The 24,634-nt window shown below is 69.4% G+C and carries 24 protein-coding genes; 14 read left to right on the forward strand and 10 right to left on the reverse strand.

Features of this window, described 5'->3' with window-relative positions; translation table 11 throughout:
- The first annotated feature begins 57 nt into the window (after positions 1–57).
- The 10 genes from CHB64_RS08205 to CHB64_RS08250 all read left to right on the forward strand — a co-directional run bounded on the left by CHB64_RS08205 (position 58) and on the right by CHB64_RS08250 (position 12,642).
- Complete coding sequence (locus CHB64_RS08205) at positions 58–921, forward strand: sugar transferase (protein WP_089412139.1); 864 nt, start codon at positions 58–60, stop codon at positions 919–921.
- A gap of 2 nt (positions 922–923) precedes the next feature.
- On the forward strand, positions 924–2,846 hold the full coding sequence (locus CHB64_RS08210; RefSeq protein WP_089412140.1) for a hypothetical protein: 1,923 nt from the start codon (positions 924–926) through the stop codon (positions 2,844–2,846).
- A 236-nt stretch (positions 2,847–3,082) separates the two neighbouring features.
- Complete coding sequence (locus CHB64_RS08215; protein ID WP_089412141.1) at positions 3,083–3,727, forward strand: XrtA/PEP-CTERM system exopolysaccharide export protein; 645 nt, start codon at positions 3,083–3,085, stop codon at positions 3,725–3,727.
- Between the two features lie 43 nt (positions 3,728–3,770).
- Positions 3,771–5,297, forward strand: a complete 1,527-nt coding sequence (locus CHB64_RS08220) for an XrtA system polysaccharide chain length determinant (RefSeq protein WP_089412142.1) — start codon at positions 3,771–3,773, stop codon at positions 5,295–5,297.
- Positions 5,297–6,208, forward strand: a complete 912-nt coding sequence (locus CHB64_RS08225; protein WP_089412143.1) for a P-loop NTPase family protein — start codon at positions 5,297–5,299, stop codon at positions 6,206–6,208. Before CHB64_RS08220 ends, CHB64_RS08225 begins: the two co-directional genes overlap by 1 nt.
- On the forward strand, positions 6,205–8,028 hold the full coding sequence (locus CHB64_RS08230) for a porin family protein (RefSeq protein ID WP_089412144.1): 1,824 nt from the start codon (positions 6,205–6,207) through the stop codon (positions 8,026–8,028). Before CHB64_RS08225 ends, CHB64_RS08230 begins: the two co-directional genes overlap by 4 nt.
- Before the next feature lie 22 nt (positions 8,029–8,050).
- Entirely contained in the window at positions 8,051–9,481 is a 1,431-nt protein-coding gene (locus CHB64_RS08235; protein ID WP_089412145.1) for an XrtA/PEP-CTERM system-associated ATPase, read from the forward strand.
- On the forward strand, positions 9,471–10,361 hold the full coding sequence (locus CHB64_RS08240) for an XrtA system polysaccharide deacetylase (RefSeq protein WP_089412146.1): 891 nt from the start codon (positions 9,471–9,473) through the stop codon (positions 10,359–10,361). The genes CHB64_RS08235 and CHB64_RS08240 overlap by 11 nt, the downstream gene beginning before the upstream one ends.
- Complete coding sequence (locus CHB64_RS08245; protein ID WP_159462448.1) at positions 10,358–11,413, forward strand: FemAB family XrtA/PEP-CTERM system-associated protein; 1,056 nt, start codon at positions 10,358–10,360, stop codon at positions 11,411–11,413. Before CHB64_RS08240 ends, CHB64_RS08245 begins: the two co-directional genes overlap by 4 nt.
- An 11-nt stretch (positions 11,414–11,424) precedes the next feature.
- Positions 11,425–12,642: a TIGR03087 family PEP-CTERM/XrtA system glycosyltransferase gene (locus CHB64_RS08250; RefSeq protein WP_089412148.1), complete on the forward strand. Its 1,218-nt coding sequence runs from the start codon at positions 11,425–11,427 to the stop codon at positions 12,640–12,642.
- Between the two features lie 14 nt (positions 12,643–12,656).
- On the opposite strand, the gene CHB64_RS08255 is transcribed toward CHB64_RS08250, so the two are convergent.
- Positions 12,657–12,953, reverse strand: a complete 297-nt coding sequence (locus CHB64_RS08255; RefSeq protein WP_089412149.1) for a chorismate mutase — start codon at positions 12,951–12,953, stop codon at positions 12,657–12,659.
- 103 nt (positions 12,954–13,056) lie between these two features.
- Positions 13,057–14,232 carry an acyl-CoA dehydrogenase family protein gene (locus tag CHB64_RS08260; protein WP_089412150.1) on the reverse strand — a complete coding sequence of 392 codons (1,176 nt, stop codon included), beginning with the start codon at positions 14,230–14,232 and terminating at the stop codon, positions 13,057–13,059.
- A gap of 114 nt (positions 14,233–14,346) precedes the next feature.
- Between CHB64_RS08260 and CHB64_RS08265 the strand changes: the two genes are divergently transcribed.
- Both CHB64_RS08265 and CHB64_RS08270 read left to right on the forward strand, forming a co-directional pair.
- On the forward strand, positions 14,347–14,895 hold the full coding sequence (locus tag CHB64_RS08265) for a hypothetical protein (protein ID WP_089412151.1): 549 nt from the start codon (positions 14,347–14,349) through the stop codon (positions 14,893–14,895).
- On the forward strand, positions 14,892–15,497 hold the full coding sequence (locus CHB64_RS08270; protein ID WP_089412152.1) for a glutathione S-transferase family protein: 606 nt from the start codon (positions 14,892–14,894) through the stop codon (positions 15,495–15,497). The genes CHB64_RS08265 and CHB64_RS08270 overlap by 4 nt, the downstream gene beginning before the upstream one ends.
- On the opposite strand, the gene CHB64_RS08275 is transcribed toward CHB64_RS08270, so the two are convergent.
- From CHB64_RS08275 to CHB64_RS08295, 5 genes are read right to left on the reverse strand one after another with little or no spacing between them, the layout of a single operon-like run.
- Positions 15,494–15,805 (reverse strand): PEGA domain-containing protein, encoded by a 312-nt coding sequence (locus CHB64_RS08275; protein WP_159462449.1) that lies wholly within the window; start codon positions 15,803–15,805, stop codon positions 15,494–15,496. The genes CHB64_RS08270 and CHB64_RS08275 overlap by 4 nt on opposite strands.
- Positions 15,806–15,824: 19 nt before the next feature.
- Positions 15,825–16,985, reverse strand: a complete 1,161-nt coding sequence (metC, locus tag CHB64_RS08280) for a cystathionine beta-lyase (protein ID WP_089412154.1) — start codon at positions 16,983–16,985, stop codon at positions 15,825–15,827.
- 20 nt (positions 16,986–17,005) lie between these two features.
- Positions 17,006–17,527 (reverse strand): GNAT family N-acetyltransferase, encoded by a 522-nt coding sequence (locus CHB64_RS08285; RefSeq protein ID WP_159462450.1) that lies wholly within the window; start codon positions 17,525–17,527, stop codon positions 17,006–17,008.
- Positions 17,524–18,402: a 3-mercaptopyruvate sulfurtransferase gene (sseA, locus tag CHB64_RS08290; RefSeq protein ID WP_089412156.1), complete on the reverse strand. Its 879-nt coding sequence runs from the start codon at positions 18,400–18,402 to the stop codon at positions 17,524–17,526. The genes CHB64_RS08285 and sseA overlap by 4 nt, the downstream gene beginning before the upstream one ends.
- A 9-nt stretch (positions 18,403–18,411) precedes the next feature.
- A complete protein-coding gene (locus CHB64_RS08295; RefSeq protein WP_089412157.1) occupies positions 18,412–19,413 on the reverse strand; it encodes a cysteine synthase A in 1,002 nt (333 codons plus the stop codon).
- Between the two features lie 108 nt (positions 19,414–19,521).
- Here CHB64_RS08295 and CHB64_RS08300 point away from each other — a divergent pair, with 108 nt between their 5' ends.
- The gene (locus CHB64_RS08300) at positions 19,522–20,190 is read left to right on the forward strand and encodes a DUF6134 family protein (RefSeq protein ID WP_089412158.1); all 669 of its coding nucleotides are present in this window, start codon (positions 19,522–19,524) and stop codon (positions 20,188–20,190) included.
- Between the two features lie 18 nt (positions 20,191–20,208).
- On the opposite strand, the gene CHB64_RS08305 is transcribed toward CHB64_RS08300, so the two are convergent.
- Positions 20,209–21,459, reverse strand: a complete 1,251-nt coding sequence (locus CHB64_RS08305; RefSeq protein ID WP_089412159.1) for an SAM-dependent methyltransferase — start codon at positions 21,457–21,459, stop codon at positions 20,209–20,211.
- An 11-nt stretch (positions 21,460–21,470) separates the two neighbouring features.
- The gene (locus tag CHB64_RS08310; protein ID WP_089412160.1) at positions 21,471–22,940 is read right to left on the reverse strand and encodes a cryptochrome/photolyase family protein; all 1,470 of its coding nucleotides are present in this window, start codon (positions 22,938–22,940) and stop codon (positions 21,471–21,473) included.
- Positions 22,941–23,018: 78 nt separating this feature from the next.
- Between CHB64_RS08310 and CHB64_RS08315 the strand changes: the two genes are divergently transcribed.
- Positions 23,019–23,507, forward strand: a complete 489-nt coding sequence (locus tag CHB64_RS08315; protein ID WP_089412161.1) for a hypothetical protein — start codon at positions 23,019–23,021, stop codon at positions 23,505–23,507.
- 51 nt (positions 23,508–23,558) lie between these two features.
- Here the strand turns inward: CHB64_RS08315 and CHB64_RS08320 are convergent, their stop codons facing one another.
- The gene (locus tag CHB64_RS08320; protein WP_159462451.1) at positions 23,559–24,512 is read right to left on the reverse strand and encodes a MipA/OmpV family protein; all 954 of its coding nucleotides are present in this window, start codon (positions 24,510–24,512) and stop codon (positions 23,559–23,561) included.
- Between the last annotated feature and the right edge of the window lie 122 nt (positions 24,513–24,634).

Genomic DNA, 24,634 nt, shown 5'->3' on the forward strand with positions numbered 1-24,634 from the left:
GGGGGCCCGTCCCGCTTCGGGACAGGGCGCGGCGCGGCGGGGGAGCGCGCCCGGGGGATGGGCGCGGCGGATTGGGACGCGGCGGATTGGGACGTGGCGGAGTGGGGTTTTCTCGGATGGGCGGGCGCGTGCGCGGCGACGGCGATCGCGGCGGGCCTCGTCTTTCTCGCCGCGGGGCTTTTCCGCGCTCTCCGGCGCGCGCCGGCGGCGAAGCCGGGCTTCGCCCTCGAACGCCTCGCCGAAGCGCCGCCGCCCCGCGCGTCCCCCGCGCGCCGGGCCTCGATCCGGTCCGCGTCCGACGCGGCGGACGCGCTTCTTGCGAAAGCCGAACGGGCGACGGCCAGCCGCGCCAAGCGCGCGCTCGACGTCGCCGCCGCGCTCGCGCTGCTGGTTCTGTTCGCCCCGCTCATCGCGCTCGCGGCCGTTCTCATCAGGCTCGACAGCCCGGGGCCCGTGCTCTACCGCCAGCGCCGCGTGGGCCTTCACGGGCGCGTCTTTCAGATGCTGAAGCTGCGCACCATGACGGCGGACGCGGAGAAGGAGGGCCCCTGCTGGGCGGCGCAGAACGACGGGCGCGTCACCCGCGTCGGGCGTATCCTGCGCAAGACGCGCTTCGATGAAATTCCGCAGGCGATCAATGTGCTTCGCGGCGAGATGAGCATGGTCGGGCCGCGCCCCGAACGGCCCGAATTCGTGCGCCTTCTGGAAAGGGAGATTCCGGATTATCGCCTGCGCCACGCGGTGCGGCCGGGCCTGACCGGCTGGGCGCAGGTTAAGTACGTATACGGCGCATCCGTCGAGGACGCGCGCGTCAAGCTGCGCTTCGATCTCGATTATATCCGGCGGTTCGCCGTCCGGTTCGACGTCGTCATCCTGCTGATGACGGTGCGCGTGGCGCTGTTCGGATTGGGGAGCCGCTAGGGATGAAGGCGCGGGCGAAATGCTCTCTTGCGATCGCGCTGGCGGCGCTTTCGGCCTGCGCGAAGGAAGCGGGCGAGGCGCGCGCGCCCGATCCGGCGGAGCGGGGGCTCGCTCTTCTCGAAGCCGGCGATTACGTCCGCGCGGCGGAAAGCCTGCGCGCGGCCTATCGCGCCGCGCCCTCGCAGGAGCTGCGCCTGGCGCTGGCGCGCGCGCTCATCGCCGCGGGCGATCCCGGCGCGGCGCTGCGCGCGCTCGCCGAGGACGCGCCGGAGTCGTCCGCGGACGACATGTTGCGCGCGGCGGCGCTGTTCCATCTCGGCCGTTACGACGAAGCGCGGGCGGCGGCCGGCGCCGCGGCGGCGGGCCCTTACGCGGGCCGCGCGGCGCTGATCGCGGCGCGCGTCGCGCATCTTGAAGGCGCGCGGGCAGAGGCCCGCGCGGCGCTCGCCCGCGCCCTGCGTCTCGGCGGGGAGGCGCGCGGCGAAGCCTGGCTCTTCCGCGCGCGTCTCGCCCTCGAAGACGGCGCGCTCGCGGCGGCGCGGGCCGCCGCCCGGCGCGCGAGCGAGGCGGGAGCAGGCGCGCGCGCGGTCGAGGCCGTCGAGATCGAGGCGCTCATCCGCGAAGGCGATTTCGGCGCGGCCCGCGCCGCCTTGCGCGCGCGCGAGAAGCGCCCTGGCGTCAGCGATCCGTATACGGACTATCTGCACGCCATGCTCGCCGCGGCGCAGGACGATGCGCGCGAAGCCGTCCGGCGGGCGGGCGCGGCCGAGCCCTTCCTGACGGGCGAGCCGCGCGGGCGGGTCTTTCTGGCGCTGATCCGCGCCTGGGCGGGCGGGCGCGCGCAGGCCGAAGCGCTTTTCGCGTCGGCGGCGGCGCGCGCGCCCGGCGATCCCCTCGCCGGCGAGGCCGAAGCGCGCTTTTTCATCGAGGCCGGACGGCCGGACGCCGCCGAGCGCGCCGCCAGACGCCTCGCCGCGGCGCGACCCCCCGAAGCGCGCGCGACGGCCCGCCTTCTTCTGGTGGAGATCGCGGCGCGCCGCGGCGCGCTCGACGCGGCTTTCGCGCGCGCGCTCGAAGGCGGGCAGGCTGGCGCGCCCGGGCCGGGGCCGGCGGCGATGCTGCTCGGGCCATACGCCGCGCCGGCGCGCGCGCAGAGCGAGCGGCGCGCGCGCAGCCTCGCCTGGCTGGCCGCCGGCGACGCGCTCGCCCGCGAATCGGAGGCCGAGGAGATCGCCGGCGCGCTCGCCGCGCTTGCGCCCTATGCGGACGATCCGCTCACGGACGCGCTGGCGGGCGCGCTGCTTTTGCGCGCCGGCGATGAAGCGGGCGCCCGCGTTCGGCTCGAAGCCGCCGCGGCCGCGCCCGGCTTCTGGGCGCCGCTTGCGCGTCTCGTCGCGCTTGCGCCGGGCGAGGCCGGTCCGCGTCTAGACGCCTTCATCGCGGCGAATCCGGATCACGCGCCGGCGCGCCTTGAGCGCGCGCGGCTGTTGCAGGCGCAAGGGCGCGCCGGCGCGGCGCGCGACGCGCTGGCGCCGGCGGCGGACGGGCTCGCCCATGACGCGGCCGGCGCGCGGCTTTACGCGGCGCTTCTCGACGAGACCGGCGACGAAGACGGCCTTCAGGCGTTTGCGGACGCGCTGCGCCGGCGCGATCCCGCCGGCGCAGGGACCATCGCCGCGCTCGCCGCCGCCGGGCGTCATGAGGCGGCGGCCGGCGCCGCGCGCCGGGCGCTCGCCGCCGGCGCGGGCGATGCGACGACCATCGCGGCCTATGCGCGCGCCATGCGCGAGATCGGCCGCGGCGCCGAAGCGGCGGCTTTTCTCCGCGCGCTCGCCGCCGGGCGGCCCGCGCTCGCCGAGGAGGCGAGCCGCTGGGCGGCTTTCGCGCGGAGCGGCGGGGCCGACGCGGAAGGAGACGGATCATGAGGACGCCCGCCGGCTGCGGCGCGATTCCCCATGCCCGCCCGCTGCGAGGGGAGAAAACGCGGGCCGCTGGCCGTCCGCCGGCGCGCGATCCCCGGTTCCCGGTTTCCGAATCCCGATATCCGAACGCGCGTGGCAAAAGACTTGCTGAGTCAGTAGACTGGCGCGGCCGACCCCCGCGCCGCCGGCAAGGCGCCGCGGACATGGAACTCGCTGCTCACGCTGAAGGGGGAATTCCCATGCTTTATCGCCGTTTCGCCGCCCTGTGCGCTGGCGTCGTCGCCGTTCTGGCGCTTGCAGGATGCGCGTCCTCCGGCCTGTTGAGCGCCGGCAAGCTTCAGACCGCGCCCGCGACCGCCGCCGAAGCCCACGCCGCCGCGCCCGACTATCTCATCGGGCCGCTCGACCAGCTCGAAGTCTTCGTCTGGCGCGCGCCCGAGCTTTCGGCCAACGTGACCGTCCGGCCCGACGGGCGCATTTCGACGCCTCTCGTCAACGACATGGTCGCCGCCGGCAAGACGCCGTCCCAGCTCGCCAAGGACCTCGAAGGGGTCCTGCGCGAATATGTGCGCGAGCCGCAGGTGACGGTGATCGTGTCGAATTTTTCGAGCACCTTCGACCAGCAGGTGCGCGTGCTCGGCGAGGCGCAGCGCCCGCTCGCCCTGCCGTTCCAGGCCGGCATGACGGTGCTCGACGTGATGGTCGCCGTGGGCGGCCTCACCGAATTCGCGGCCGGCAACCGCGCGGTGCTGATCCGCGGGACCGGCGAAAACCGCCAGTCCTACCGGCTCAAGCTCGACGATCTTCTGCGCAAGGGCGACATCTCGGCCAACGTGCCGGTGCTGCCCGGGGACGTGATCCTGATCCCCGAAAGCGTGTTCTGAAGGGGCGCCGGCCCGGCAGGGCCGGCGACGCGAAGGTGTAAGCGTGTTCGATTTCGCCGATCTGCCCCGTCCGGTCATCCGCTACGCCGTCGGCCTGTGGCGGCGGCGCTGGTTGGCGGCCGGCGCCGTCTGGGCGGCGGCGCTCGCCGGCTGGTTCGCGGTCTGGCTGCTGCCGGACCGGTACGAATCCCGCGCCCAGGTCTATGTGCAGACCGAATCGATCCTCGAACCGGTGATGAGCGGCGTCACCGCGCGGCCCGACTATGAAAGCCGGGTCCGGGTGATGCGCCAGCAGCTTCTGTCGCGCCCGAACGTGGAGGAGATCATCTATCGCTCGGGTCTCGACGCGACCATCAGGGCGCGCTCCGAACTCGGACGGCGCGCGGCGATGGAAAAGCTCATCGACGCCGTCGCCGAAGACATCCGGATCGAAAGCCCGCAGGAGATGTATTTCGAAATCTCCTATCGGTTTCCGGACAGGGACGTCGCTCGCAATGTCGTCGACGCGGTGGTCAATCTGCTGATCGAGCAGGATCTCGGCGCCAGCCTTCAGGAAAAGGAGGAGGCGCGCCGGCTCCTCGACGCGGAGATCGCGCGCTTCGACGCGCGCCTGACGGAAAAGGAGCGCGCGGCGGCGGAGTTTCGCCGCCGGCACGCCGACGAGCTTGTCGCGGCCGAAGGCGATCTGCGCCGGCGCGAGCAGCTTGAGCTCGCGCTCGCCCGCGTGACCGACGATCTCGCCCGCGAGCGCCAGCGGGTTCTGTCCCTGCGGAACGTGCTCGCGCGCACGCCGCGCACCACCTCCGAGCAGGAGCTCGACGCGCTGAAGGTGCGACTCGCCGAGCTTCGCAGTCAGTACCGGGAGGAATATCCCGACATCCAGAACGTGAAGGCGCGCATCGCCGAGATCGAGTCGGCGGCGGGCGCCTTGCCGAGCAATCCGGAACACCGCCGCCTCGCCGGCGAGCTTGCGACCGCTGAAGGCCAGGTCGAGGCGCTCGCCGCGCGCGAGGCCGCGCTCAAGGGCGAGCTCGAAGCGCTCGCCTTCACCCTCGGTCAGGCGCCGGGCGTCGAGGCGGAGCTGCAGCGCCTCATCCGCGATTACGAACAGACGCGCAAAAGCTATGAAGACCTCGTCGAGCGCCGCGACCGGCTGATGCTGACGACGAGCCTCGGCGCAGGCGGGCAGGGGGTCGAGTACCGCATCTTCGAGCGCCCGACGTCGGCGCTGCGCCCGGCCTCGCCGCCCCGGCTCGCGCTCATTCTCGGCGCGCTCGTCCTGGCGATCGCGGCGGGCCTCGGCGTCGCGATGCTGGCCGTGCGGCTCGACCGGTCCTTCACGCAAGGGTCCGATCTCGAAGCGGCGTTCGGCCTGCCGGTGCTGGGCGCGATCAGCGAGGCGCCGTCGGCGGCGGGCGCGCGCGCGCGCCGGCTCGATCTCCTGCGGCTCGCCGGCGCCGGCGCCGGGCTCGTCCTCGCCGCGGCGGCTTATGTCTATCTCGACGTTCTGCGCCTGCCGGCCGACGCGGCGGGACCCGCGCAGCTCGCCGAAAAGGGAGGGCTGCGCTGATGGGCGTCGTCGAAAAAGCCGGCGGCCTGTTCGCCGCCGAATTGGCCGCCGGACGGCCGGCGTCGGTTCCGCGAGAGGACGCGGACTCGGGCGGCGGCGCGCGGCCCGAAGCCTTCGATCTCGATTTCGAGGCGCTCGCGCGCCAGGGCTTTTATACGCCGGAAGACCGGTCGAGCCGGCTTTCGCTGGAATTGCGCGCGGTCAAGCGCCGGCTGCTACGGCGGCTCGGGCGCGCCGGCGCGGGACGCGCGCGGGGGCCTGCGCGGCGCGGCGGCGGGCGGCGGCGCAATCTCGTGCTGGTCGCTTCGACCCGCGCCGGGGAAGGCAAGACCTTCTGCGCGGCCAATCTCGCGCTCAGCCTCGCCTTCGAGGAAGCCGTTCCGGTGCTGCTCGTCGACGGCGACGCGCCCCGGCCGAAGCTGCGCGGCCTGTTCGGACTCGCCCCGACGCTCGGCCTCGCCGATCTGTTGCGCGCCCCGACGCTGGAGCCCGATCTCGTCTGCCTCAAGGCCCGCCAGGCGCCGCTGGCCCTGATGCCGGAAGGCGAGGACGCGCAGGAGATCGCCGCGCTGCTCGAAACCCCCGCCGGCGAGCAGACGTTCGCCCGGCTCTCGGCCGCCTATGCGGCGGGGATCGTCGTCATCGACGCGCCGCCGGTTCTCGCCGCCGCCGAAACGCTCGCGCTCGCGCGCCTCGTCGACGAGGTCGTCTTCGTCGTGGAGGCCGACGCGACCGGCGCGCCGGCCGCCGGGGCGGCCCTCGACGAGCTGCTCGACGTCAATCCGAATGTGAGCCTGTTGCTGAATCGGTGTCTGATCGCCGGCGCGGCGTCCTATTACGAGGCCTATGGCGATTATGGCGAGGCCGGCCAGGCGGCGGGCGCGAAAGAAGGCGAGGGGAGCGAACGATGACCAGACGGCGTGAATTCCGGGGCGTTTCGGCGGGACCGGCCTCGAAGATCCCCGCCGGCGCCTCCTCTGAAAGGGGCGCAGGGAGCAGGCCGCCCGCGCAGGCGCATACGCCCCCCGTCGAGAGAGCGGCGCGGGGCGGGATCGGCGCGACGCGAAGGCCGGCCCGGACCCGGCCCGGCTGGCGCGCGGGTCTTCTGGCCGGCTGCGCGGCGCTCGCCGCGTCGAGCGCGATCGCGCAGGTCTCGGGGCCGTCCGCGCCGCTTCGTCTGCGTACGGATTACTTCGGCTACGGCGCCAGCGTCAGCCCGCGCGTGAGCTACACCGACAACATTCAGCTCGCGCCCGACGGACTCGAGGAAGGCTCCTTCATCGGCTCGACCCTGTTCAGCGGCGCGGCGATCTGGTCTTCGCCGCGCTTCACCGGCATCGTCAACGGCGATCTCGACTTCTCCTATATCGGCGAGGGGAGCGATTTCGTCGTCAACCAGGACATCGCCGCGACGACGACGACGACCGTCGTCGACAACCTTCTTTACGTGGACGTCTCGGGGCAGACCTCGCGCCAGCTTCTCGGCGAGAACGCGCGCTTTTCGTCCAACGTCAACGCCGCGCGCCGCCAGCGCGCGAACGTGCACAGCTTCGCCGCCAGCCCCTATCTCTATCGTCAGTTTCCGAACGCGTCTGCGGCGGAGCTGCGCTATCGCTTCAGCCAGGTCTATATCGACGACGATAGCGCCGGCGCCAATCCGTTCGCAGGCGGACTTCTCAACGATTCCAGCGCGCATGAGGCGGTCGCTTCCTTCGAGAGCGGCCGGATGTTCGACCGGCTGCGTTTCACCGCGACGGCCTACGCCAACCGCACCGTCGAGGACGGCTCGGCCTTCGCGCCCGATTTCGAATATGAGCAGGGCTCGGCTTCGCTCGCGGCGCAGTACTTCCTGAGCGACCGCTTCGCCCTCAGCGGCGCGGTCGGCTATGACGAGATCGACACCGAGACCGTTCCCGGCCTGTTCGACGACGGCGACCTTTCGGGCGTGTTCTGGCGCGCCGGATTCTACGCCCAGCCGGGCCGCAAGCTGACCGCGCGCATCGAGTACGGGCGGCGCTATGACGACGATTTCGTCGACGCGACCGTCGCCTATCAGCTTTCCCGCCGCTTTCAGTTCACGGCGGGCGCGAACCGGTCGTTCCAGACGCGCGCCCAGGCGGTCAGCGGGGAGCAGCGCGCGCTGCAGCGCCAGACGCTGGAATTCGCCGATCGTCTGCGCGAAGGCCAGGCGCTCTCGCCCGAAGGGGTCATCCAGGCCGCCAATCGCTTCGCGCGCGGCGGCGTGAACGCCCAGACCTTCGGTTTCAGCACGACGGACAGCGCCTATGCGCGCCTCGCCGGCGCCTATGACCGGCTGCAGCTGAGCCTCAGCGGGAACTATCAGGACAGCGATTTCGGCTTCCGTCAGAACACCGTATACGGCGCGACCTTCGACGTCCGCCGGCAGGTCTCGCGCCGGCTGACCGCCTATGCGCGGGCGTTCTATCGGCATGCGGACACCGATTTCGACCCGGCGGTCTGTCAGGCCAATCCCTTCCTGTTCGGCTTCGACGTCGACGATCCGCTGTTCGATCCGGTCGCGGCCTGCGAGGCTTTCGCCCTCAACAACGGGCGCACTGAAACGGCGGGCGGCGACGTCGGGCTTTCCTGGCGCGTCTACAAGAACGTGTCGGCTTTCGCCGAATATGGGCGCACGAACCGTTTCGCAGACTCTGCGCTGCTCGAATACGCCGAGAACACGGTCACCGCGGGGCTAACGATAGATTTCTAACCCGCGTCAGGTTCGGTTCGATATGTATGAGGAGCGTTTCAGACTTTCCGGCTCGCCTTTCCGGCTGAATCCCGACCCGAAGTTCTTCTTCGGCTCGCGCAGCCACAACAAGGCGATGGCCTATCTGCATTACGGCCTCAGGCAGGGCGAAGGCTTCATCGTCATCACCGGCGAGATCGGCGCGGGCAAGTCGATGCTGATCGGCCATCTGCTCGACCAGCTCGACCGCTCCAATGTCGTCGCCGCGCATCTGCTGATTTCGACGCTCGAACCCGACGCGCTGATGGCGCATATTCTGTCCGCCTACCGGATCGAGCCGGCGGGGTCCGGCCGCAGCGCCGAGATCGAAGCCTTTGAGGATTTCCTGTTCGACCAGATGAATCGCGGCCGCCGCGTGCTGCTGATCGTCGACGAGGCGCAGAACCTGCCGCCGAAGACCATCGAAGAGCTCAGAATGCTCTCGAACATGGATTACGAAGGCACGCCGCTTTTCCAGGTGTTTCTGGTGGGCCAGCCGGAGTTCCGCGGACTGCTCGCCAGGCCGGAGATGGAGCAGTTCCGCCAGCGCGTGATCGCGAGCTATCATCTCGAACCGCTCGCGGCGCCGGAGACGAAAGCCTATATCCTGCACCGGCTCTCGGTCGTGGGGTGGGCGGACGATCCGGCGATCGGCGAGGACGCCTTCGCCGCGATCCATGCGGCGACGGACGGCGTGCCGCGCAAGATCAACACGCTTTGCAACCGCCTGTTCCTGCACTGCGCGCTCGAAGACGTTCACGCGATCGACGCGGCGCTCGTCGAGCGCGTGCGCGCCGAAATGTCGGCGGAGGCGTTCTCCGCCGAGGAGACCCGCGCGGAAGAAGCGGCGGAGCGAAAAGAAGAGAGCCGCCCCGTCGAAGCGCAGGCCCAGACGCAGACTCAGGCGCAGGGCGCCGCCGGCGGGCGCGGCGTCGTCGTGCAGCTGCCGGCCGCGCGCAAGCTCGACGCGCCGCGCGCGGACGACTCCCGGCGCGCCGGGGCCGCGCCGGCGAAAAGGGCGGACGAGGCGTCTTCCGACGTCGCATCCGCCGAGAGCATGACGAGCGTGCTCGACCGCCTGCGGGCGCGCCAGGCGCGCGAGAGCGGCGCGCCGCGGCCGGCGACGCTCGAGGATGTGGCCGAGGCGATCGCAGCGGCGGGGCTCGGGACGGCCGCGCCGGCCGAAGACGACGAGCCGGCGTCCGAGCCGCCGCCCGCGCCCGGCGCGAAGGGCTGGCGCGAGGGCTTCGCCGCCGCGCTGGGCGCCGCGCGCGAGGAGCTGAAATCGGCCCATGGCGAGGCCGCGCGCCTGCGCCGCGAGCTGGGCGAGATGGCGCGCCGGCGCGCGGCGCGCCGGGCCGAACTGGCCGAAAGGCTTGAACGCGCTTCGGCCTTGCTTGCTTGCCTGCGGGGCAAGGACTCCGATGCAAAATAGTCTTTACACGGATCACAATCCTGGCGCGCCGGCGCGTTTCGCCCTTTCGGTCGACGTGGAGGATTACTTTCAGGTCTGGGCGTTCTCTTCCGTCATCGATCGCGCCCGCTGGGAGGATTTTCCGCTGCGGGTCGAAGCCTCGACGCGTCGCGCGCTCGATCTCATCGAAGAGAGCCGGGCGCGCGCCACTTTCTTCGTGCTCGGATGGATCGCCGAACGCGCGCCCGGCCTCGTGCGCGAAATCGCCGCGCGCGGGCATGAGATCGCAAGTCACGGCTGGGATCACAGGAAAGTCTTCGATCAGTCGCCGGCGCAGTTTCGCGAGGACGTTGCAAAGACGAAGCGTCTTCTTGAAGACCTCGCCGGCGTCGCGGTCGCCGGCTATCGCGCGCCCGGCTTCTCCATCGACGCGCGCGCGCCCTGGGCCTATGAGGCGCTGGCCGCCGCCGGCTATCTCTATTCGTCGAGCGCGCATCCCGTCGCGCACGATCATTACGGCGATCCGCGCGGGCCCCGCGAGCCGTTCCGTCCCCTGACGGGGCGCGCCCTCGTCGAGGCGCCGGTCGCGACGGCGGAGATTTTCGGTCGGCGCGTCAGCTGCGCCGGGGGCGGATGGTTCCGCGCCATGCCCTACGCGGCCTCAAGGGCGCTTCTGCGGCGCGCGGCGGCGAGCGCGGGCGGACCGGTCGTCTTCTATTTCCACCCCTGGGAGATCGATCCCGACCAGCCGCGCATCGCCGGCGCATCCCTGAAAGCGCGCCTGCGGCATTATCTTAATCTTGACCGCATGGAAGGTCGTCTCAGGCGGCTGCTCGCCGATTTCCAATGGGTACGGATCGACGACGCGCTCGGCCTCGCGCCGTCGCGCGCCGCCGCATGAGCGCGCCCGCGCCGCTCGCTGTCGTCGCGGCCGGCGAAGCCGACGCCGTTCGCTGGGATGCTTTCGTCGAGCGCTGTCCGCAGGCGACGTTTTTTCACCGCTATGGCTGGGGGCGCGCCGCCCGCGCCGCCTACGGTTATGAGACGTGCGACCTGATGGCGCTGCGGGGCGGGCGCGTCGTCGGCGTTCTTCCGCTTACGGATGTGAGAAGTCTGTTATTCGGCCGCGCGCTCGTCTCGACGGCTTTTGCGACCGGGGGCGGGCCGGTCGCCGAAGACGAAGAGGCGCATCTGGCCCTCGCCGAGGCTGCGATCGCGGCAGGCCGCGCGCGCCGCGCGCGCTATGTGGAGCTCAGAAGCCGGCCCGTCGCGCTCGACGGCTGGAAGGTAAAAAGCGACGTCTACGCTGCTTTCGAAGGGACGATCCCGGCCGACGAAGAAGCGCATCTGAAGGCGATTCCGCGCCGCCGGCGCGCCGAGCTCAGAAAGGCGCTCGCCCTGGCGGCGGCGGGCCGCCTGCGCGCGCGTTTCGACGGCGACGCCGAGGCCTTTTACCGGCTTTACGCGCGCAGCCTGCGCGATCACGGAACCCCGGTCTTTCCGCGCCGCTTTCTGGACGCGCTGCTGGCGCAGTTCAGCGACGCGGCGGAAATCATGACGGTCGAGGCCGACGGACGGCCGACGCTGAGCCTGTTGACCTTCTATTTCCGCGAGCGCGCCATCGCCTATTATGTCGGCGCGACGCGCGCGGCGCGGGCCTTGCGCGCTTTCGATTACGCATACTGGACGCAGATGCGCCGGGCCGCGGCGCGCGGCGCGCGCGTGTTCGATTTCGGACGCAGCCGCGTCGGCTCCGGCTCCTTCGCCTACAAGACCCATTGGGGCTTCGCGCCGCAGCCGCTCGATTATCAGTACGCGTTGCTCGCCGCGCGCCGGACGCCGAACGTCAGTCCCGCCAACCCGAAATTCGCCGTTGCGTCTGCCCTGTGGCGGCGCCTGCCGCTGGCGTTCGCCAACGCCGCCGGACCGGCGCTCGCCCGCCGCCTCGCGTGACGACTGGCCCCATGACCGACCGCCCGGAAGTGCTGTTCCTCGCCCATCGCGTCCCCTATCCGCCGGACAAGGGCGACAAGATCCGCTCCTGGCGGCTGCTCGAACATCTGACGAAGCGCTTCCGCGTGCATCTGGCGGCTTTCGCCGACGATCGGCGCGACCTGCGCCATCAGGCTTTTCTCGAAAGCGCGTGCGCGAGCGCGGTTCTCGTCCCGCTCGATCCGCGGGTCGCGCGGCTGTGCGCGGGCGCGGCGGTCCTGCGCGGGCGGGCCTTCACCTTCGCCTGGTTCGAGGACGGACGAATGCGCCGCCATGTCGGCGCGCTGCGCGCGCGCCCGCTCGCGGCGGAGATCGTCTTTTCCTCCGCGATGGCCGGCTATGTCGGCGAACCGGTTCCGGGCCGGCCGCTGCTCGTCGATCTGTGCGACGCCGACTCCGAGAAATGGCGCCAGTACGCCGCCGGGACGGACGGCCTCATGCGCGCCGTCTATGCGCGCGAAGCCGAACGGCTGGCCGCCGCCGAAACGGCGATCGTCAACCGGGCGGACGCGGCCTTCGCGGCGAGCCCGGCGGAGGCCGCGATCATCAATGCGCGCGCCGGCCTCACGCGCGCCTGCGACTGGTTCGGAAACGGCGTGGATACGGACTATTTCTCCCCCCGCGCCGACAGGCCCGCGCCGGCGCAGGCCGCTGACGTCGTCTTTGTCGGGATGATGAATTACCGGCCGAATGTCGAAGCGGCCGAATGGTTCGTCCGCGAAGTCTGGCCGCGCGTGCGCGCGCGCGCGCCGCAAGCGCGTTTCGCGGTCGTCGGCGCGCGCCCCGCTGGCCGGGCGCGGCGACTCGCCGGACGACGGCGCGGCGTCGTCGTGACCGGCGCGGTCGACGACGTGCGCCCCTTCGTGCAGCACGCTCGCGTCATCGTCGCGCCCTTGCGCCTCGCGCGCGGCGTGCAGAACAAGGCGCTCGAAGCGATGGCGATGGCCCGCCCGCTCGTCGCGACGCCGGAGGTCGCCGCCGGCCTCGCGGTCCGCGCCGGGGAGGAGATCGTCGTCGCGGAGGGGGCCGACGCTTTCGCCGACGCCGTGCTCAGGCTGCTGAACGATCCCAAGCGCGGCGACGCCATCGGCGCGTCGGCGCGGGCGCGCATGAAGGCTGACTACGCCTGGCCTGCGCAGCTTAGCCGCTTCGACGCGGCGCTCGCGCGGCTCGGCCTTGCCGACGGATGACGAGCGCCGCGCTCTCAGCCGTTCCGCAACTTTTCGTCCTGATACTGAATGCCCCAGCCGATGATCTGCCGCCACAGGGCTTCGGCCATCTCCGGCGGCAGGCCGCGGGTCTCGGCGCGCGCGCGCACTTTCTCGATCACCTCTCGGTTGCGCCAGGGCACGTTCGCTTCCTCGCCCTGGCCGCGCTTGAGCGCCCACATGCGGTCCACATAGGTCCAGCGCTCGGCGAGCAGATCGACGAGAGCGCTGTCGACGCGGTCGATCTCGGCGCGCGCTTCGTTCATGGACCGGCAGTCCTGCGGCTTCTTCATGTCGGAACCTTCATGGGATGTCGCCAGTGACGAAGAAGGAATGCTGCCCGCGCGGACGGGCGGGCGTCAAGCGAGGGATCGCCTGGCGGCGATCGCGTCCGCCTCAAAGGCCGCTCTGGCGGGCGGCGAGGTCGAGCATGATCTCCTCCGAGCCGCCGCCGATCGCCATCACCCGAACCTCGCGATAGATGCGCTCGACCCGGCAGCCCCGGATGAACCCCGCGCCGCCGAGAATCTGCATCGCCTCGCGCGCGCAGAACTCCATCGTCCGGCTCGCCTGCGTCTTGAGAAGCGCGAGCGCGGCGACGGGCGTCACGCCGTTCTTCACCCGCCAGGCGCAGTGATCAAGAAAGGCCTGCGCGGCGAGAACGCTGCGCAGCATTTCGGCCAGCTTGTGACGAATGACCTGATGCTTGGCGAGCGGCTTGCCAAAAGTCTCGCGCGCGAGCGCCCAGTCGGCGGCGTCCGCGAGACAGACGCGCGCGAAGGCGATCGCCTGCGCGGCCATGGACAGCCGCTCCATGTTGAAATTGGCGACGATGCCGGCGAAGCCCTGATTCTCCGCGCCGATCAGGTTTTCGGCGGGAACCTCGACGTCGTCGAAGCGGATCGAGGCGGTGTCCGACATCCACCAGCCCATCTTCGGCAGGGGCGCGCGGGAGACGCCCTTGCGATCCGCTTCGATCAGCAGAAAGGACAGGCCGCCCGCGCCGTCTCCGCCGGTGCGGACGGCGACCGTCAGATAGTCGGCGCGCATGCCGGTGGTGATGTAGGTCTTTTCTCCGTTTACGATGTAAACGTCGCCCCGGCGGACCGCGCGCGTCTTCAGCCGCGCGACGTCCGAACCGCCGGACGGTTCGGTCACGCACAGCGCGATAAGCTTCTCGCCTGCGAGGACCGGCGGCGCGATGCGGCGCTTGAGCGCCTCCGGCCCGAGCGCGAGAATCGGCGGCAGGCCGATGCCGTGCGTCATCAGCCCGGCGATGAGGCCGCCCGCGCCGGCGCGGGCGAGTTCTTCCGACGCGATCAGGCTGTGGAAGACGTCCACGCCGTCGCTGGTCCCGCCATAGTCCTCCGGATAGCCGAGGCCGATGAGGCCGATTTCCGCGGCCTTGCGGTGCAGCGCGCGGGGAAATTCTCCGCGCTCGTCCCATTCGTTGACATATGGCGCGATCTCGCGATCGACGAAAGCGCGCACGGTCCGCCGCCACGCTTCGTGGCTTTCGCCCGTATGCGGCGAAGGAAGGCGGGTCGAGTCGAAGTCGAGAGGACGGACCATAAAAGGACTATGCGGCGCTCCTCGCATCGCAGCAAGCCGCGCGCGCACTGGCGCGCGGCGCGTGACATGGCCGGCGATGCGGCGTAGTCTCTCCCCGAACGGACGGAGGCGCGCATGCGATTTGGCTTCAAATCGGCGGCGGCGGCCTGTTGCGTATCGATTTCGGCGGTTCTGGCGGCCGGGGCGCAGGAAGGCGACGCCGGCGCGGCATGCGCGGACAAGCCCAATCTCACCGGGTTGGCGCCGGCGCTGTCGAATGTGTTCGCCATGACCGGGCTCGATCAGAACTCCGTCGCGGACGACGTGCTCATGGTCGATTTCATCGTCGTCATGAAGAACGACGGGGGGGTCGCGGCCGAGGGCTCGCGGCTTTCCTATACGGCGCAGGTGCGCTCGCTCGCCGGCGCGGTCGTCGAGACCGTGGACGGCGTGACCGATACTTACTGGATCGCGCCCGGCGAGACGCAGGAAAATATCGTCAACATCGTCGTGAGCGAGCTCGCGCCGCTTCTCCAGCCGTCGGGCGAGGTCAAGGGCGCGATCCGGTTTCGCGCCGTCGCCGACGTCGACAACGACGTCGCCGAATGCGTCGAAACGGATAATTCAGGCGAGGCCACCGTCGAGCTGTCCGCTCAGGTAATCGACCCGCCGCAGGCGTCATGAAGCTCTATCACTGCAATCAGGCGCGTTCGATGCGCGTCGTGTGGGCGCTTGAAGAGATGAGGCTCGATTACGAGCTCGTTTCGATGCAGTTTCCGCCGCGGATCTTCCACAAGGATTACAAGGCCGTCAATCCGCTCGGCACCGTGCCGGCGCTCGTCGACGGCGAGCTCGTGCTCACCGAGAGCGCCGGGATCTGCCAGTATCTGGGCGAGAAATACGGGCCGACGCCGCTCGCCGTCGCGCCGGAAGAGAAGGATTACGGCCTTTACGTCAACTGGCTGCACCGTTCGGACGCCACGCTGACTTTCCCGCTGACTCTCGTTCTGCGCTACTCGGCGCTGGAGCCCGAACAGCGCCGCCAGCCGCAGGTGGTCGAGGACTATCGCGCCTGGTTTCTGGGGCGCTGGCGCAGCGTCGAGGCGGGGCTTGAGGGGCGGGATTATCTTTGCGCGGATCGGTTCACGATGGCCGACATCTGCGTCGGCTATGCATTGCATCTGGCGCTCTCGCTCGGAGTCGAGGAGGCCATGACGCCCCGCGTTGCGGCGTGGCGGGCGCGCCTTGTCGCGCGCCCGGCCTATCGCCGCGCGGTCGAACTCTAGAGATCCGGCAGGACTTCTTCGTCGACTTCCTCGATCGGCGCGGCGAGCTCCAGCGCGACTTGCACGCGGCCGGCGCCCGGCGCGATCGCGAAACGTTGCGGCACGAAGCCGGCCTTGGCGACGGTCACTTCGCGCAGGCCGTCGAGGCCGATGGTGCAGGGCGTCTCGCACTCGCCATAGCCTTCGACGACGACGAGCGCGCCGGGGGGCTCGCTGACGATCTCGACGACGCCCGGCGTCGTCGCGCAGGCGCCGGCCGACAGAGCCGCCGCCGGAAGAACGATTCTTCTCCATCCGCGCAACGTCATGGCGCCCCTCCGGTCGTCTTCATGTCTTCGCCGCGGCCATGGCGGAAAAGCCGCGTTCCAGGTCGGCGATGAGGTCGTCGGCGTCTTCGAGGCCCGCATGGATGCGGATGACCGGGCATTCCTCCGTCCACGGTTCGGCCGTGCGATAACGTTCAGGATGGACGTGCACGCACAGGCTTTCGAACCCGCCCCAGGAAAAGCCCATGCCGAACAGCTTCAGCGCATTGAAAAACGCCTTGAGCGCAGGAAGGCCGACAGGCTTGAGCACGACGCCGAACAGGCCCGACGCGCCCGTGAAGTCGCGCTTCCAGATCGCGTGCCCTGGACAGGACTTGAGCGCGGGGTGCAGCACGCGCTCGACCTCGGGGCGCCGGGAGAGCCATTTCGCCAGCTTGAGGCCCGTCTCCTGATGGCGGGCGAGGCGCGCGGCGAGCGTGCGCGCCCCGCGCAGCGCGAGCCAGGCGTCGTCGGCCGACACGTTCGCGCCGAGCTGCAGGAGCGCGTGGAACACCGCCCTGGCGGTCTCTTCGTCGGCGCTGGCGATCGAGCCGATCAGGCAATCTGCGTGGCCGACGAGATATTTGGTGCCGGCCTGCACGCTCACCGCCGCGCCGAGCGCGATCGGCTTGCAGTAAACGCCTGCCGACCAGGTGTTGTCGACGACCAGGCGCGCGCCGGTCTTGCGTGCGACCAGCGCCAGCGCGGGCAAATCCTGCACTTCGAAGGTGAGAGAGCCCGGCGACTCCGCCAGAATGACTTTCGTCCGTTCCGTGACGAGATCGGCGAGGTCCTCGCCGATGAGCGGCGGATAATAGATCGGCTCGACGCCGAAGCGCTTCAGAAAACGATCGCAGAACTTCCGCGTGGGATCGTAGACCGCGTCCGAGACGAGCACCTGGTCGCCGGCCTGGCAAAAGGCTAGAACCGAAGCGACGATCGCCTGAAGGCCGGACGGGGCGAGGCGCGTCTCGTAGCCGCCTTCGAGCAGGTTCACCGTCTCTTCGAGCGCGCGGTGATTGGCCGTGCCGAGTCGGCCGTAGGTGATGTTCTTCGCCCCTTCCAGAAAATCGTCATAGCTCGGAAAAAGATAGGTGGACGCCCGCTCCACGGGGTGATTGACCGGGTGCGCGGGGCGGCGATGCGGCCTGCCGGCGACGATCAGCTTGGTTTCTTCCTTCATGCCGCGGGCCCTGGTTGACCTTAGTCTTCGATGAGCTCGACCAGACCCTTGCGCTGGTCGACGGGAACGAAGCCGAGCTTCTGGTATAGGGGCAGCGCGGCCGGATGGTCGAGGGTGCAGGTCTCGAGCCGCAGCCGCTCCGGCCCCAGCGCCCAGGCGAGGTCGATGACGTTGGCGAGAAAATAGCGGCCCAGCCCCCGGCCGTGAAATTCCGGCGCGAGCCCGAAAAATTTCAGCTCCGCCGTCTTTCTCTCGCGCAGGTCGACCTCGGCCATGCCCGCCGGCGCGCCGTTCACGTAAAGCACGTAGATGTAGACGTCCGGATCGTGAATGATCTTCGCGAGCGCCTCGTCGGAGAGATGCCGGCGGCTCACCCAGTTATAAGGCTTGCCGATCGCGTTATAGAGATAGCGGTAGAAATGCGTCGGCGGCTTTTCCGCCCGCAGGAGCGCGACCTTGCAGAGCGGGCGCGGCGGGGTCGGCAGGACCGGCCGCTCCTTCTGTTCGAGATAGGTAATGACCACCTCGACGGTTCGCGTCACCCGCGCCGCTCCTTTGGCTCGCTTGCGCCGACCACCGGAAACAGGGCGGGATCGTTGTCCGCCGCGCCCCATTCCGCCCAGGACCCGTCATATAGCCCATGCGCCTCGCGGCCAAGGCGGGCGAGCGCAAGGCTCAGGATCGCCGCGGTCACGCCCGAGCCGCAGCTTGTAATGACGGGTCTGCCGGGGATCGCGCCGCGCGCCTCGAACAGGGCGGCGAGCGCCTCGGGCGGCTTGATGGTTCCGTCGGAATTGACGATCTCGCCGGCGGGCAGGTTTTTCGCGCCGGGCATATGGCCAAACCTGAGGCCCGCGCGCGGCTCGGGGTCGCGACCTTCGAAGCGGCCGGCGGGACGGGCGTCGAGCACCAGCGTCGCGCCGTCGGCGAGCGCGGCGCGCACCGCCGCGGCGTCACGCACGAGTTCGGGCCGCAGGCGCGCGCGGAACGCGCCGCTGCGCGGTCGCGTCGGCGCGTCGGTCAGCACGCGCCCTTCCGCGATCCACTTCGGCAGGCCGCCGTTCAGCACCGCGACCGCGTCATGACCCATCGCGCGAAAGGTCCACCACACGCGCGCGGCCGAGAAGAGGCCTGCATCGTCATAAACGACCACGCGATCGTCGGAGCTGATCCCGAGCGTCTCCATGGCGCGCGCGAAGTCCGCCGGCGCGGGCAGCATGTGCGGCAAAGGCGTCGCGCGGTCGGCGATCGCGTCGATGTCGAAAAACGCCGCGCCCGGAATATGCCGCTTTTCATAGTCCTCGCGCGCATGGCCCTGGCCGGGCAGCCGCCAGGAGCCGTCCACGACTGCAAGGTCCGGCTCGCCGAGATGTCTGGCGAGCCAGTTCGTCTCCACGATCGGCGTCGGCAAGTCCATTGGGCCTTTTTAGTCCATCCAGGGCGGGACGGGCAGATCCTTCGAGCGCAGGAAATCGGGATTATAGAGCTTCGAAGCGTAGCGGTTGCCGTAATCGCACAGCACCGTCACGATCGTGCGGCCGGGTCCCATATCCTTGGCGAGTCGGATCGCCCCGGCGATGTTGATCCCGGAGGAGCCGCCCAAGCACAGCCCTTCCTCCTCGACGAGGCGGAAGAGGATCGGCAGCGCTTCGCGGTCCTCCACGCGATAGGCGTCGTCGAAATTCACGCCCTCGATATTGGCGGTCACGCGGCCCTGGCCGATGCCTTCTGTGATCGACGAGCCTTCCGACTCCAGCACGCCGCTTTTCACCCAGCTGTATAGCTTGGCTCCCATCGGATCGGTCAGCACGCAGCGCACGTCCTTGTTGCGCTCCTTGAGGGCCAGCGTGACCCCGGCGAGCGTGCCGCCCGTGCCTACGGCGCAGGTGAAGCCGTCGATCCGGCCCAGCGTCTGTTCCCAGATCTCGACGCCGGTCGTGCGATAATGAAAGTCGCGGTTCGCCGGATTGTCGAACTGGTTCGCCCACAGAGCGCCGTTCGGTTCGGTCTTCGCGAGCTCTTCGGCGAGGCGGCGCGAGTAATGAACATAGTTGTTGGGATCGGCGTAGGGGACCGCGTCGACCTCGATAAGCTCGGCGCCGAGGAGGCGGATCGCGTCCTTCTTCTCCTGGCTCTGGGTGCGCGGCACGACGATCTTCACCTTGTAGCCCAGAACGGCGCCGACGAGCGCGAGCCCGATGCCGGTGTTGCCGGCGGTGCCCTCGACGATCACGCCGCCGGGCCTGAGCGCGCCGCGGCGCTCGGCGTCGCGAATGATGCCGAGCGCGGCGCGGTCCTTCACCGACTGGCCGGGATTGAGAAACTCGGCTTTGCCGAGAATGACGCAGCCCGTCTCCTCCGACGCCCGTCTGAGCTTGATGAGCGGCGTATTTCCGATCGCTTCGAGCGCAGTTTCGTAAAATCGCATGAGCCTCTCCGGCGCAAGGTTACATCAGGTCCGCCCGCTCTGAGATAAAGCGCGCGATCGGGCGATCCGCAAGGCGCGCGGCGCCGTATATGATCCCGGGAGAGACCCGTGAGCGCGAAAATCGTCCTGACCGCCGCAGCTTTTCTATTGCTTTCGCCAGCCTGGCTAATCGAGGCGGCGGCGGGGGAGCTCGACGCGGCGTTTGAAATCCTGCGCAAGGGCGAGCCCATCGGCTATCACGCGGTCGACGTAGAGCGCACCGAGGGCGGATATGTCGCGAATACGCGGATCGAGATGAAGGTCCGCTTCGGACCGATCCCGGTGTTCCGCTACAGCCATGCGGCGCGCGAGATCTGGAAGGGCGGCGCGCTGCATGCGCTCGAAAGCCGAACGAACAATAACGGCGAGCGCCTTGAGGTGAGGGCGTGGCGCGAAGGGGGGGCGCTGATGGTCGAAGGCCCGGCCTATCGCGGACCGGTTCCGGAAACGGCCGCGCCGTCGACCTACTGGCGCCGGTCGGTGGTCGAAGCGGACATCTTGCTCAGCACCCAGACAGGCGAACTCATCGACATCGCGGTCGAAGCGCTGGAGCCGGCGCCGGCGCCCCATGACGCGCCGGCCCAGCGGTTCAGGCTTGTGGGAACGGTGTCGCTCGACCTGTGGTACGACGGTCCGCGCTGGGTCGGCTCGCAATTCGTCGTCGACGGCGAGGAGCTGACCTATCGGCTCGTCGAGTCGGAAGCCGCGCGCCGGCGGATCTACGCCGAACTGGAATGACGCGCCCGGCGCCTGCGGCTATGGCCGCGTCAGGACGATCTGATGGACGTTGGTGGTCGCGGCCCGGAACCCGGCTTCGCAATAGCTGAGATAAAAGCGCCACAGCTTCTTGAAACGCCTGTCGAAGCCCAGCGGGCGAATGTCGTCCCAGGCGGACAGGAAACGCCGGCGCCACTCGGCGAGGGTGCGCGCGTAATCCTCGCCGAAGGAGACGGCCTCGCGCCAGACGAGGCCCGCCCGCGCGGCCTGCTCCGTCAGCGCCGAAACGCTCGGCAGCATTCCGCCCGGAAAAACGTAACGCTGAATGAAGTCGGTCGAGCGCTGATAGGTGTCGAAAAACCGGTCGGCGATCGTGATGATCTGCAGGCCGGCGACGCCGCCGGGACTGAGCGCGCCGAACAGCTTCGAGAAATACTGCGGCCAGTATTCCTTGCCGACCGCCTCGAACATCTCGATCGAGGCGATCCGGTCATAGGCGCCCTCTTCGTCGCGATAGTCCTGCAGGCGAAATTTCACCTTTTCCGCCAGGCCAGCCCGAAAGACGCGCTCGCAGGCGTAGTCATATTGCTCTTTCGAGATGGTGAGTCCCGTGACTTGCGCGCCGACTTCCGTGGCCGCGAACTCGGCGAAGCCGCCCCAGCCGGAGCCGATCTCCAGCACCTTGCAGCCGGGCTGCAACTGCATGGCTTTGGCGAGCGTGCGGTATTTGTTCGTCTGCGCGAGCGAGAGCTCCGCCTGCGGATAGGGATAGCGCGCGGACGAATATGTCATCGTCCGATCCAGCCACTTCTCATAGAAGGCGTTGCCCAGATCGTAATGAGCGGCGATGTTGCGCCGCGCGCCGGCGCGCGTGTTGCGATTGAAGGCGTGGCGAACGCCGTTGATCCAGGCGACCAGCGGCGAGCCGAGAAACGCCTCGCGCACATGGTCGGCGTTGCGCGCGAAGACGTAAAGGCAGTCGGCGAGATCGGGCGTGTCCCATTCGTCGTCGGCGAAGCTTTCGAAGAAGCCGATGTCGCCGCCCAGCAGCGAGCGACGCGCGAAGGCGTAATCCTTCACCACGATCACGCCGACGGAATCCGTCTCCGCCTCGCCCGAAAAGCGCAGCGCGCGCCCGTCCGGCAGGACGAAGACGACGGCGCCGTATTTGATCCGCGACACGAGATTGCAGGCGAGACGAAAGAACAGCGGCGCGCCGGCAAGCAGCGCCTCGCGGTTTTCGGGCGTGACCATCACCGCGTCGGGAATCACCTTCGAAGCGTTAGTCATGGCGTTGAATATTATGCGTTAACCGAAGGCTTGGCCAGCGCGTCCCGCCGCGTCCTTTCGTAGGCCGCGAGCGCGCGCTTGCGCGCCGCGGCGTGATCGAGGATCGGTTCGGGATAGGATTTTCCGAGAACGACGCCGGCCTTGTCGAGAACGTCCGGCGGCGCGCGCCATGGCGCGTGAATGTGCTCTGGCGGCATTTTCGCGAGTTCAGGAACGAAGCGGCGGACATAATCGCCCTGCGGGTCGAATTTCTCGCCCTGCGCGACCGGATTGAAGATGCGGAAATAGGGCGCCGCATCGGCGCCGCAGCCGGCGACCCACTGCCAGCTCGCCGAATTGTTGGCGGGATCGGCGTCGATGAGCGTGTCCCAGAACCAGGCCGCGCCCCTGCGCCAGTCGATGAGAAGATCCTTGACGAGAAAGCTCGCGGCGATCATCCGCACGCGGTTGTGCATCCAGCCCGTTCGCCAGAGTTCGCGCATGCCGGCGTCGACGATGGGATAGCCCGTGCGGCCTCGTCGCCACGCCTTGAAGCCGGCGGGATCGTCCCGCCACGGAAAGCCGACGAATTCCTTCCGCAGCGGCGCCTCGGACAGGGCAGGATTGTGGAACAGGAGATGGCAGGAGAATTCCCGCCAGGCGAGCTCGGAGAGGAACTTCTCCGCCGAAGCCGCTTTGACGTCGCCCGCCGCAGCGCGCGCCTCGATCGCGCGCCAGACTTGCAGCGGACCGATCTCGCCGAAAGCGAGATGATGCGACAGGCGCGAGGTCGCGTCCCGGTCCGGCCGGTCCCGTTCCGCCGCATATCGGCCGGCCGGGCCGTCGAGAAACCGCGCGAGCGCGGCCTGGGCGCCGGCTTCGCCGGGCCGCCATATGTCGGCGAATCTCGCCGCCCAGTCGGGATCGCGGGGAAGCAGCCTCCAATCGTCGAGATCGTCCGAGTGCGGCGGATCGGCCGGCGGCCTCAACGCTTTCGGCGCCGGCAAGGGCTCGGCGCGCGCCGGTCCCGCGGCGCGCAACGCTTTCCAGAAGGGCGTGTAGACCCGAAACGGCCCGCCGTTTTTCGTCTTGATCTCCCACGGTTCGCGCAGAAGCCCGGCGTTGAACGTGCGGACCTCAAGGCCGGCGCGAACGAGATCGGTCTTGAGGGTTTTGTCCGCCTCGACATGGGCCGGGGCGTAGCGCCGGTTCCAGAACACCGCCGCGGCCTCCGTCTCGGCCGCGAGCGCCCTGACGATCGCCGGTCCGCGGCCGCGGCGCAGGGTCAGGCGCGCGCCGGCGCGCCGCAAGGCCGCCGACAGCGCGTCCAGGGAATAATGCAGCCGCCATTTCGCCGCGGCGCCGGGCGCGAAGGCTTCGGCTTCGTCGAACACGTATAGCGGGATCACCGGCGCGCCGGTTCGCGCGGCGGCGTGAAGCGCCGGGTTGTCGGCGAGCCGGAGGTCGCGGCGCAGCCAGACGATGACAGGACGCTCGTTCATGCTCTTCCTACGCGCGGGAGAGTAGACCGGATCGTGTTCCGCCGCTAAAGTCCCGCCGGGGTTTGCGAGGGGTCGTTCATGGGTTCTGAAGAGTTTGCGGCGTTGATCGGGCTGTCGAGCTGGACGCCCGGACAAATTCTTTTCGCGCAGGCCGTTTTGCTGGTCGGTACGGCGCTTCTGTTTTCCGCAAGCCTGTTCGCCGGGGCCGGCGCCGTCAGGCAGGCGAAACACGCGCGCGCGGCGGTCGAGGCCGATCTGCGCGCCGTGCAAGAGCTCGCCGAAGAAGCGCGACACCTGACCGCCCAGATGGAATCGACGGCTGCGCGCTATGCGGCCGAAGCGGCCGAGCATGCCGAACGGGCCCGCGCGGCGGCCTCCCCGGAGTCCGGCGATTCCGAGGCCGGGCCGCATGAAGAGACGGCCGGGCCCTTCGCCGCTGAAGAAGACCAGCACGTTCGAGCTGCGGGCGAGGATGAACCAGACGGCGGGCGCGCGCTCGAAGCCGCGAAACAAGCGGCGACGACTCCTTCAGCCCTGCTCGGCGGACTGTTGCGCCGGAAGCGCTAGCACGCTGAAGACGCATTACGCCTAGGCGAAAGTCGCCCGCCGGCGCGGTTTTCATCTGATGTCGAAAGAGAACTCCCGCATCACATGGAAGCCGGTCGTCCACTGATGGCGGTCGCCTTCGAGCGCGATGATCGGCGTGTCGGCGACGTCGTCGAAAATGTAGCGATAGCTGACGTAAGGGTTGATCGACCAGTGCTTGCCGATATTGATATAGCCGTTGACGCTGCCGCCGATGTCGCGAAAGCCGGCTTTGGCGTCATATTCCGGCAGGCCTGACGCCGCTGACTGCTCCGGCGTCACCGTGAAATAGGCGTCGGCGTAGCGATTGCCGATCCACGCCGTCTGCGCGGTCACGGAAGTCGACACGTCGCCGAAGCGGAACAGAAGCGCCGTGAGAGTCGCGTCGACGATGGTGCCGCGATGACCGGTCTTGAGGCCGTGACGGACTTTGAAACGGAATGAATAGCGGTTCTGGAAAGTCGCCGCGGCGAAGCCCCCGAATTCGAAGGTCATGCCGACATCGCCGAGTCCGGCGAGAGCCGGGTTGTCCTCCTCCTCGCGGTCGCCGACGATGCGCAGGGTAGGGCCGGCGCGGAAGTTCGAAAAACCGAACAGCGCGATGTCAGCCCCATCGTCGTCGAGAAAGACGAAGTTGCGGAATTTCACAAAGGCGGCCGGGTCGGGGACGACTTCATAGTCGTCTGAGCCGAAATAATCCGGCTTGAGCTCGGGACCGACGCCGATGCTGAGATTCGTCGTCTCCGGCGTCAGAAAGGTCAGGATGCCGACGAAGCCGCGCAGCGGCCTCCAGCGCTGATCCTCGTCAGAGCGGGCATCGTCCGTCGGCTCTTCGTCGTCTTTTTCGTATTCCTTGGGGCGCTCGTATTTCTTGCCGAAAAAAGGATCGAGCCGCGGCTCGTCGATATGCTGCTGGGCGAGGGCCGGCGCCGACAGGCAAGAGGCCAGAAGCGCGCCCGCCGCCAGCCCCGCTGAACTCAACCGCATAAACGCCCCCGCATTCGTCTCTCCCGTTTTTCGCGCCGACGCTCCACGCTCGCGACGGACGCGATGGCGCGGAGCCCGCTGAGCCTCGCGACGAAACATGGTAATCTTTCGGCCGTCAACCG

The organism is Amphiplicatus metriothermophilus (assembly GCF_900199215.1).
Lineage (GTDB): Bacteria > Pseudomonadota > Alphaproteobacteria > Caulobacterales > Parvularculaceae > Amphiplicatus > Amphiplicatus metriothermophilus.

Bases quoted from the DNA above. Each gene is read 5' to 3' on its own strand.
- CHB64_RS08225 (WP_089412143.1), top strand. From the start codon at position 5,297: ATGGGCGTCGTCGAAAAAGCCGGCGGCCTGTTCGCCGCCGAATTGGCC.
- CHB64_RS08240 (WP_089412146.1), top strand. From the start codon at position 9,471: ATGCAAAATAGTCTTTACACGGATCACAATCCTGGCGCGCCGGCGCGT.
- CHB64_RS08305 (WP_089412159.1), bottom strand. From the start codon at position 21,459: ATGACTAACGCTTCGAAGGTGATTCCCGACGCGGTGATGGTCACGCCC.
- CHB64_RS08210 (WP_089412140.1), top strand. From the start codon at position 924: ATGAAGGCGCGGGCGAAATGCTCTCTTGCGATCGCGCTGGCGGCGCTT.
- CHB64_RS08205 (WP_089412139.1), top strand. From the start codon at position 58: ATGGGCGCGGCGGATTGGGACGCGGCGGATTGGGACGTGGCGGAGTGG.
- CHB64_RS08295 (WP_089412157.1), bottom strand. From the start codon at position 19,413: ATGCGATTTTACGAAACTGCGCTCGAAGCGATCGGAAATACGCCGCTC.
- CHB64_RS08265 (WP_089412151.1), top strand. From the start codon at position 14,347: ATGCGATTTGGCTTCAAATCGGCGGCGGCGGCCTGTTGCGTATCGATT.
- CHB64_RS08260 (WP_089412150.1), bottom strand. From the start codon at position 14,232: ATGGTCCGTCCTCTCGACTTCGACTCGACCCGCCTTCCTTCGCCGCAT.
- metC (WP_089412154.1), bottom strand. From the start codon at position 16,985: ATGAAGGAAGAAACCAAGCTGATCGTCGCCGGCAGGCCGCATCGCCGC.
- CHB64_RS08230 (WP_089412144.1), top strand. From the start codon at position 6,205: ATGACCAGACGGCGTGAATTCCGGGGCGTTTCGGCGGGACCGGCCTCG.
- CHB64_RS08315 (WP_089412161.1), top strand. From the start codon at position 23,019: ATGGGTTCTGAAGAGTTTGCGGCGTTGATCGGGCTGTCGAGCTGGACG.
- CHB64_RS08310 (WP_089412160.1), bottom strand. From the start codon at position 22,940: ATGAACGAGCGTCCTGTCATCGTCTGGCTGCGCCGCGACCTCCGGCTC.
- CHB64_RS08250 (WP_089412148.1), top strand. From the start codon at position 11,425: ATGACCGACCGCCCGGAAGTGCTGTTCCTCGCCCATCGCGTCCCCTAT.
- sseA (WP_089412156.1), bottom strand. From the start codon at position 18,402: ATGGACTTGCCGACGCCGATCGTGGAGACGAACTGGCTCGCCAGACAT.
- CHB64_RS08255 (WP_089412149.1), bottom strand. From the start codon at position 12,953: ATGAAGAAGCCGCAGGACTGCCGGTCCATGAACGAAGCGCGCGCCGAG.
- CHB64_RS08215 (WP_089412141.1), top strand. From the start codon at position 3,083: ATGCTTTATCGCCGTTTCGCCGCCCTGTGCGCTGGCGTCGTCGCCGTT.
- CHB64_RS08275 (WP_159462449.1), bottom strand. From the start codon at position 15,805: ATGACGTTGCGCGGATGGAGAAGAATCGTTCTTCCGGCGGCGGCTCTG.
- CHB64_RS08320 (WP_159462451.1), bottom strand. From the start codon at position 24,512: ATGCGGTTGAGTTCAGCGGGGCTGGCGGCGGGCGCGCTTCTGGCCTCT.
- CHB64_RS08245 (WP_159462448.1), top strand. From the start codon at position 10,358: ATGAGCGCGCCCGCGCCGCTCGCTGTCGTCGCGGCCGGCGAAGCCGAC.
- CHB64_RS08235 (WP_089412145.1), top strand. From the start codon at position 8,051: ATGTATGAGGAGCGTTTCAGACTTTCCGGCTCGCCTTTCCGGCTGAAT.
- CHB64_RS08270 (WP_089412152.1), top strand. From the start codon at position 14,892: ATGAAGCTCTATCACTGCAATCAGGCGCGTTCGATGCGCGTCGTGTGG.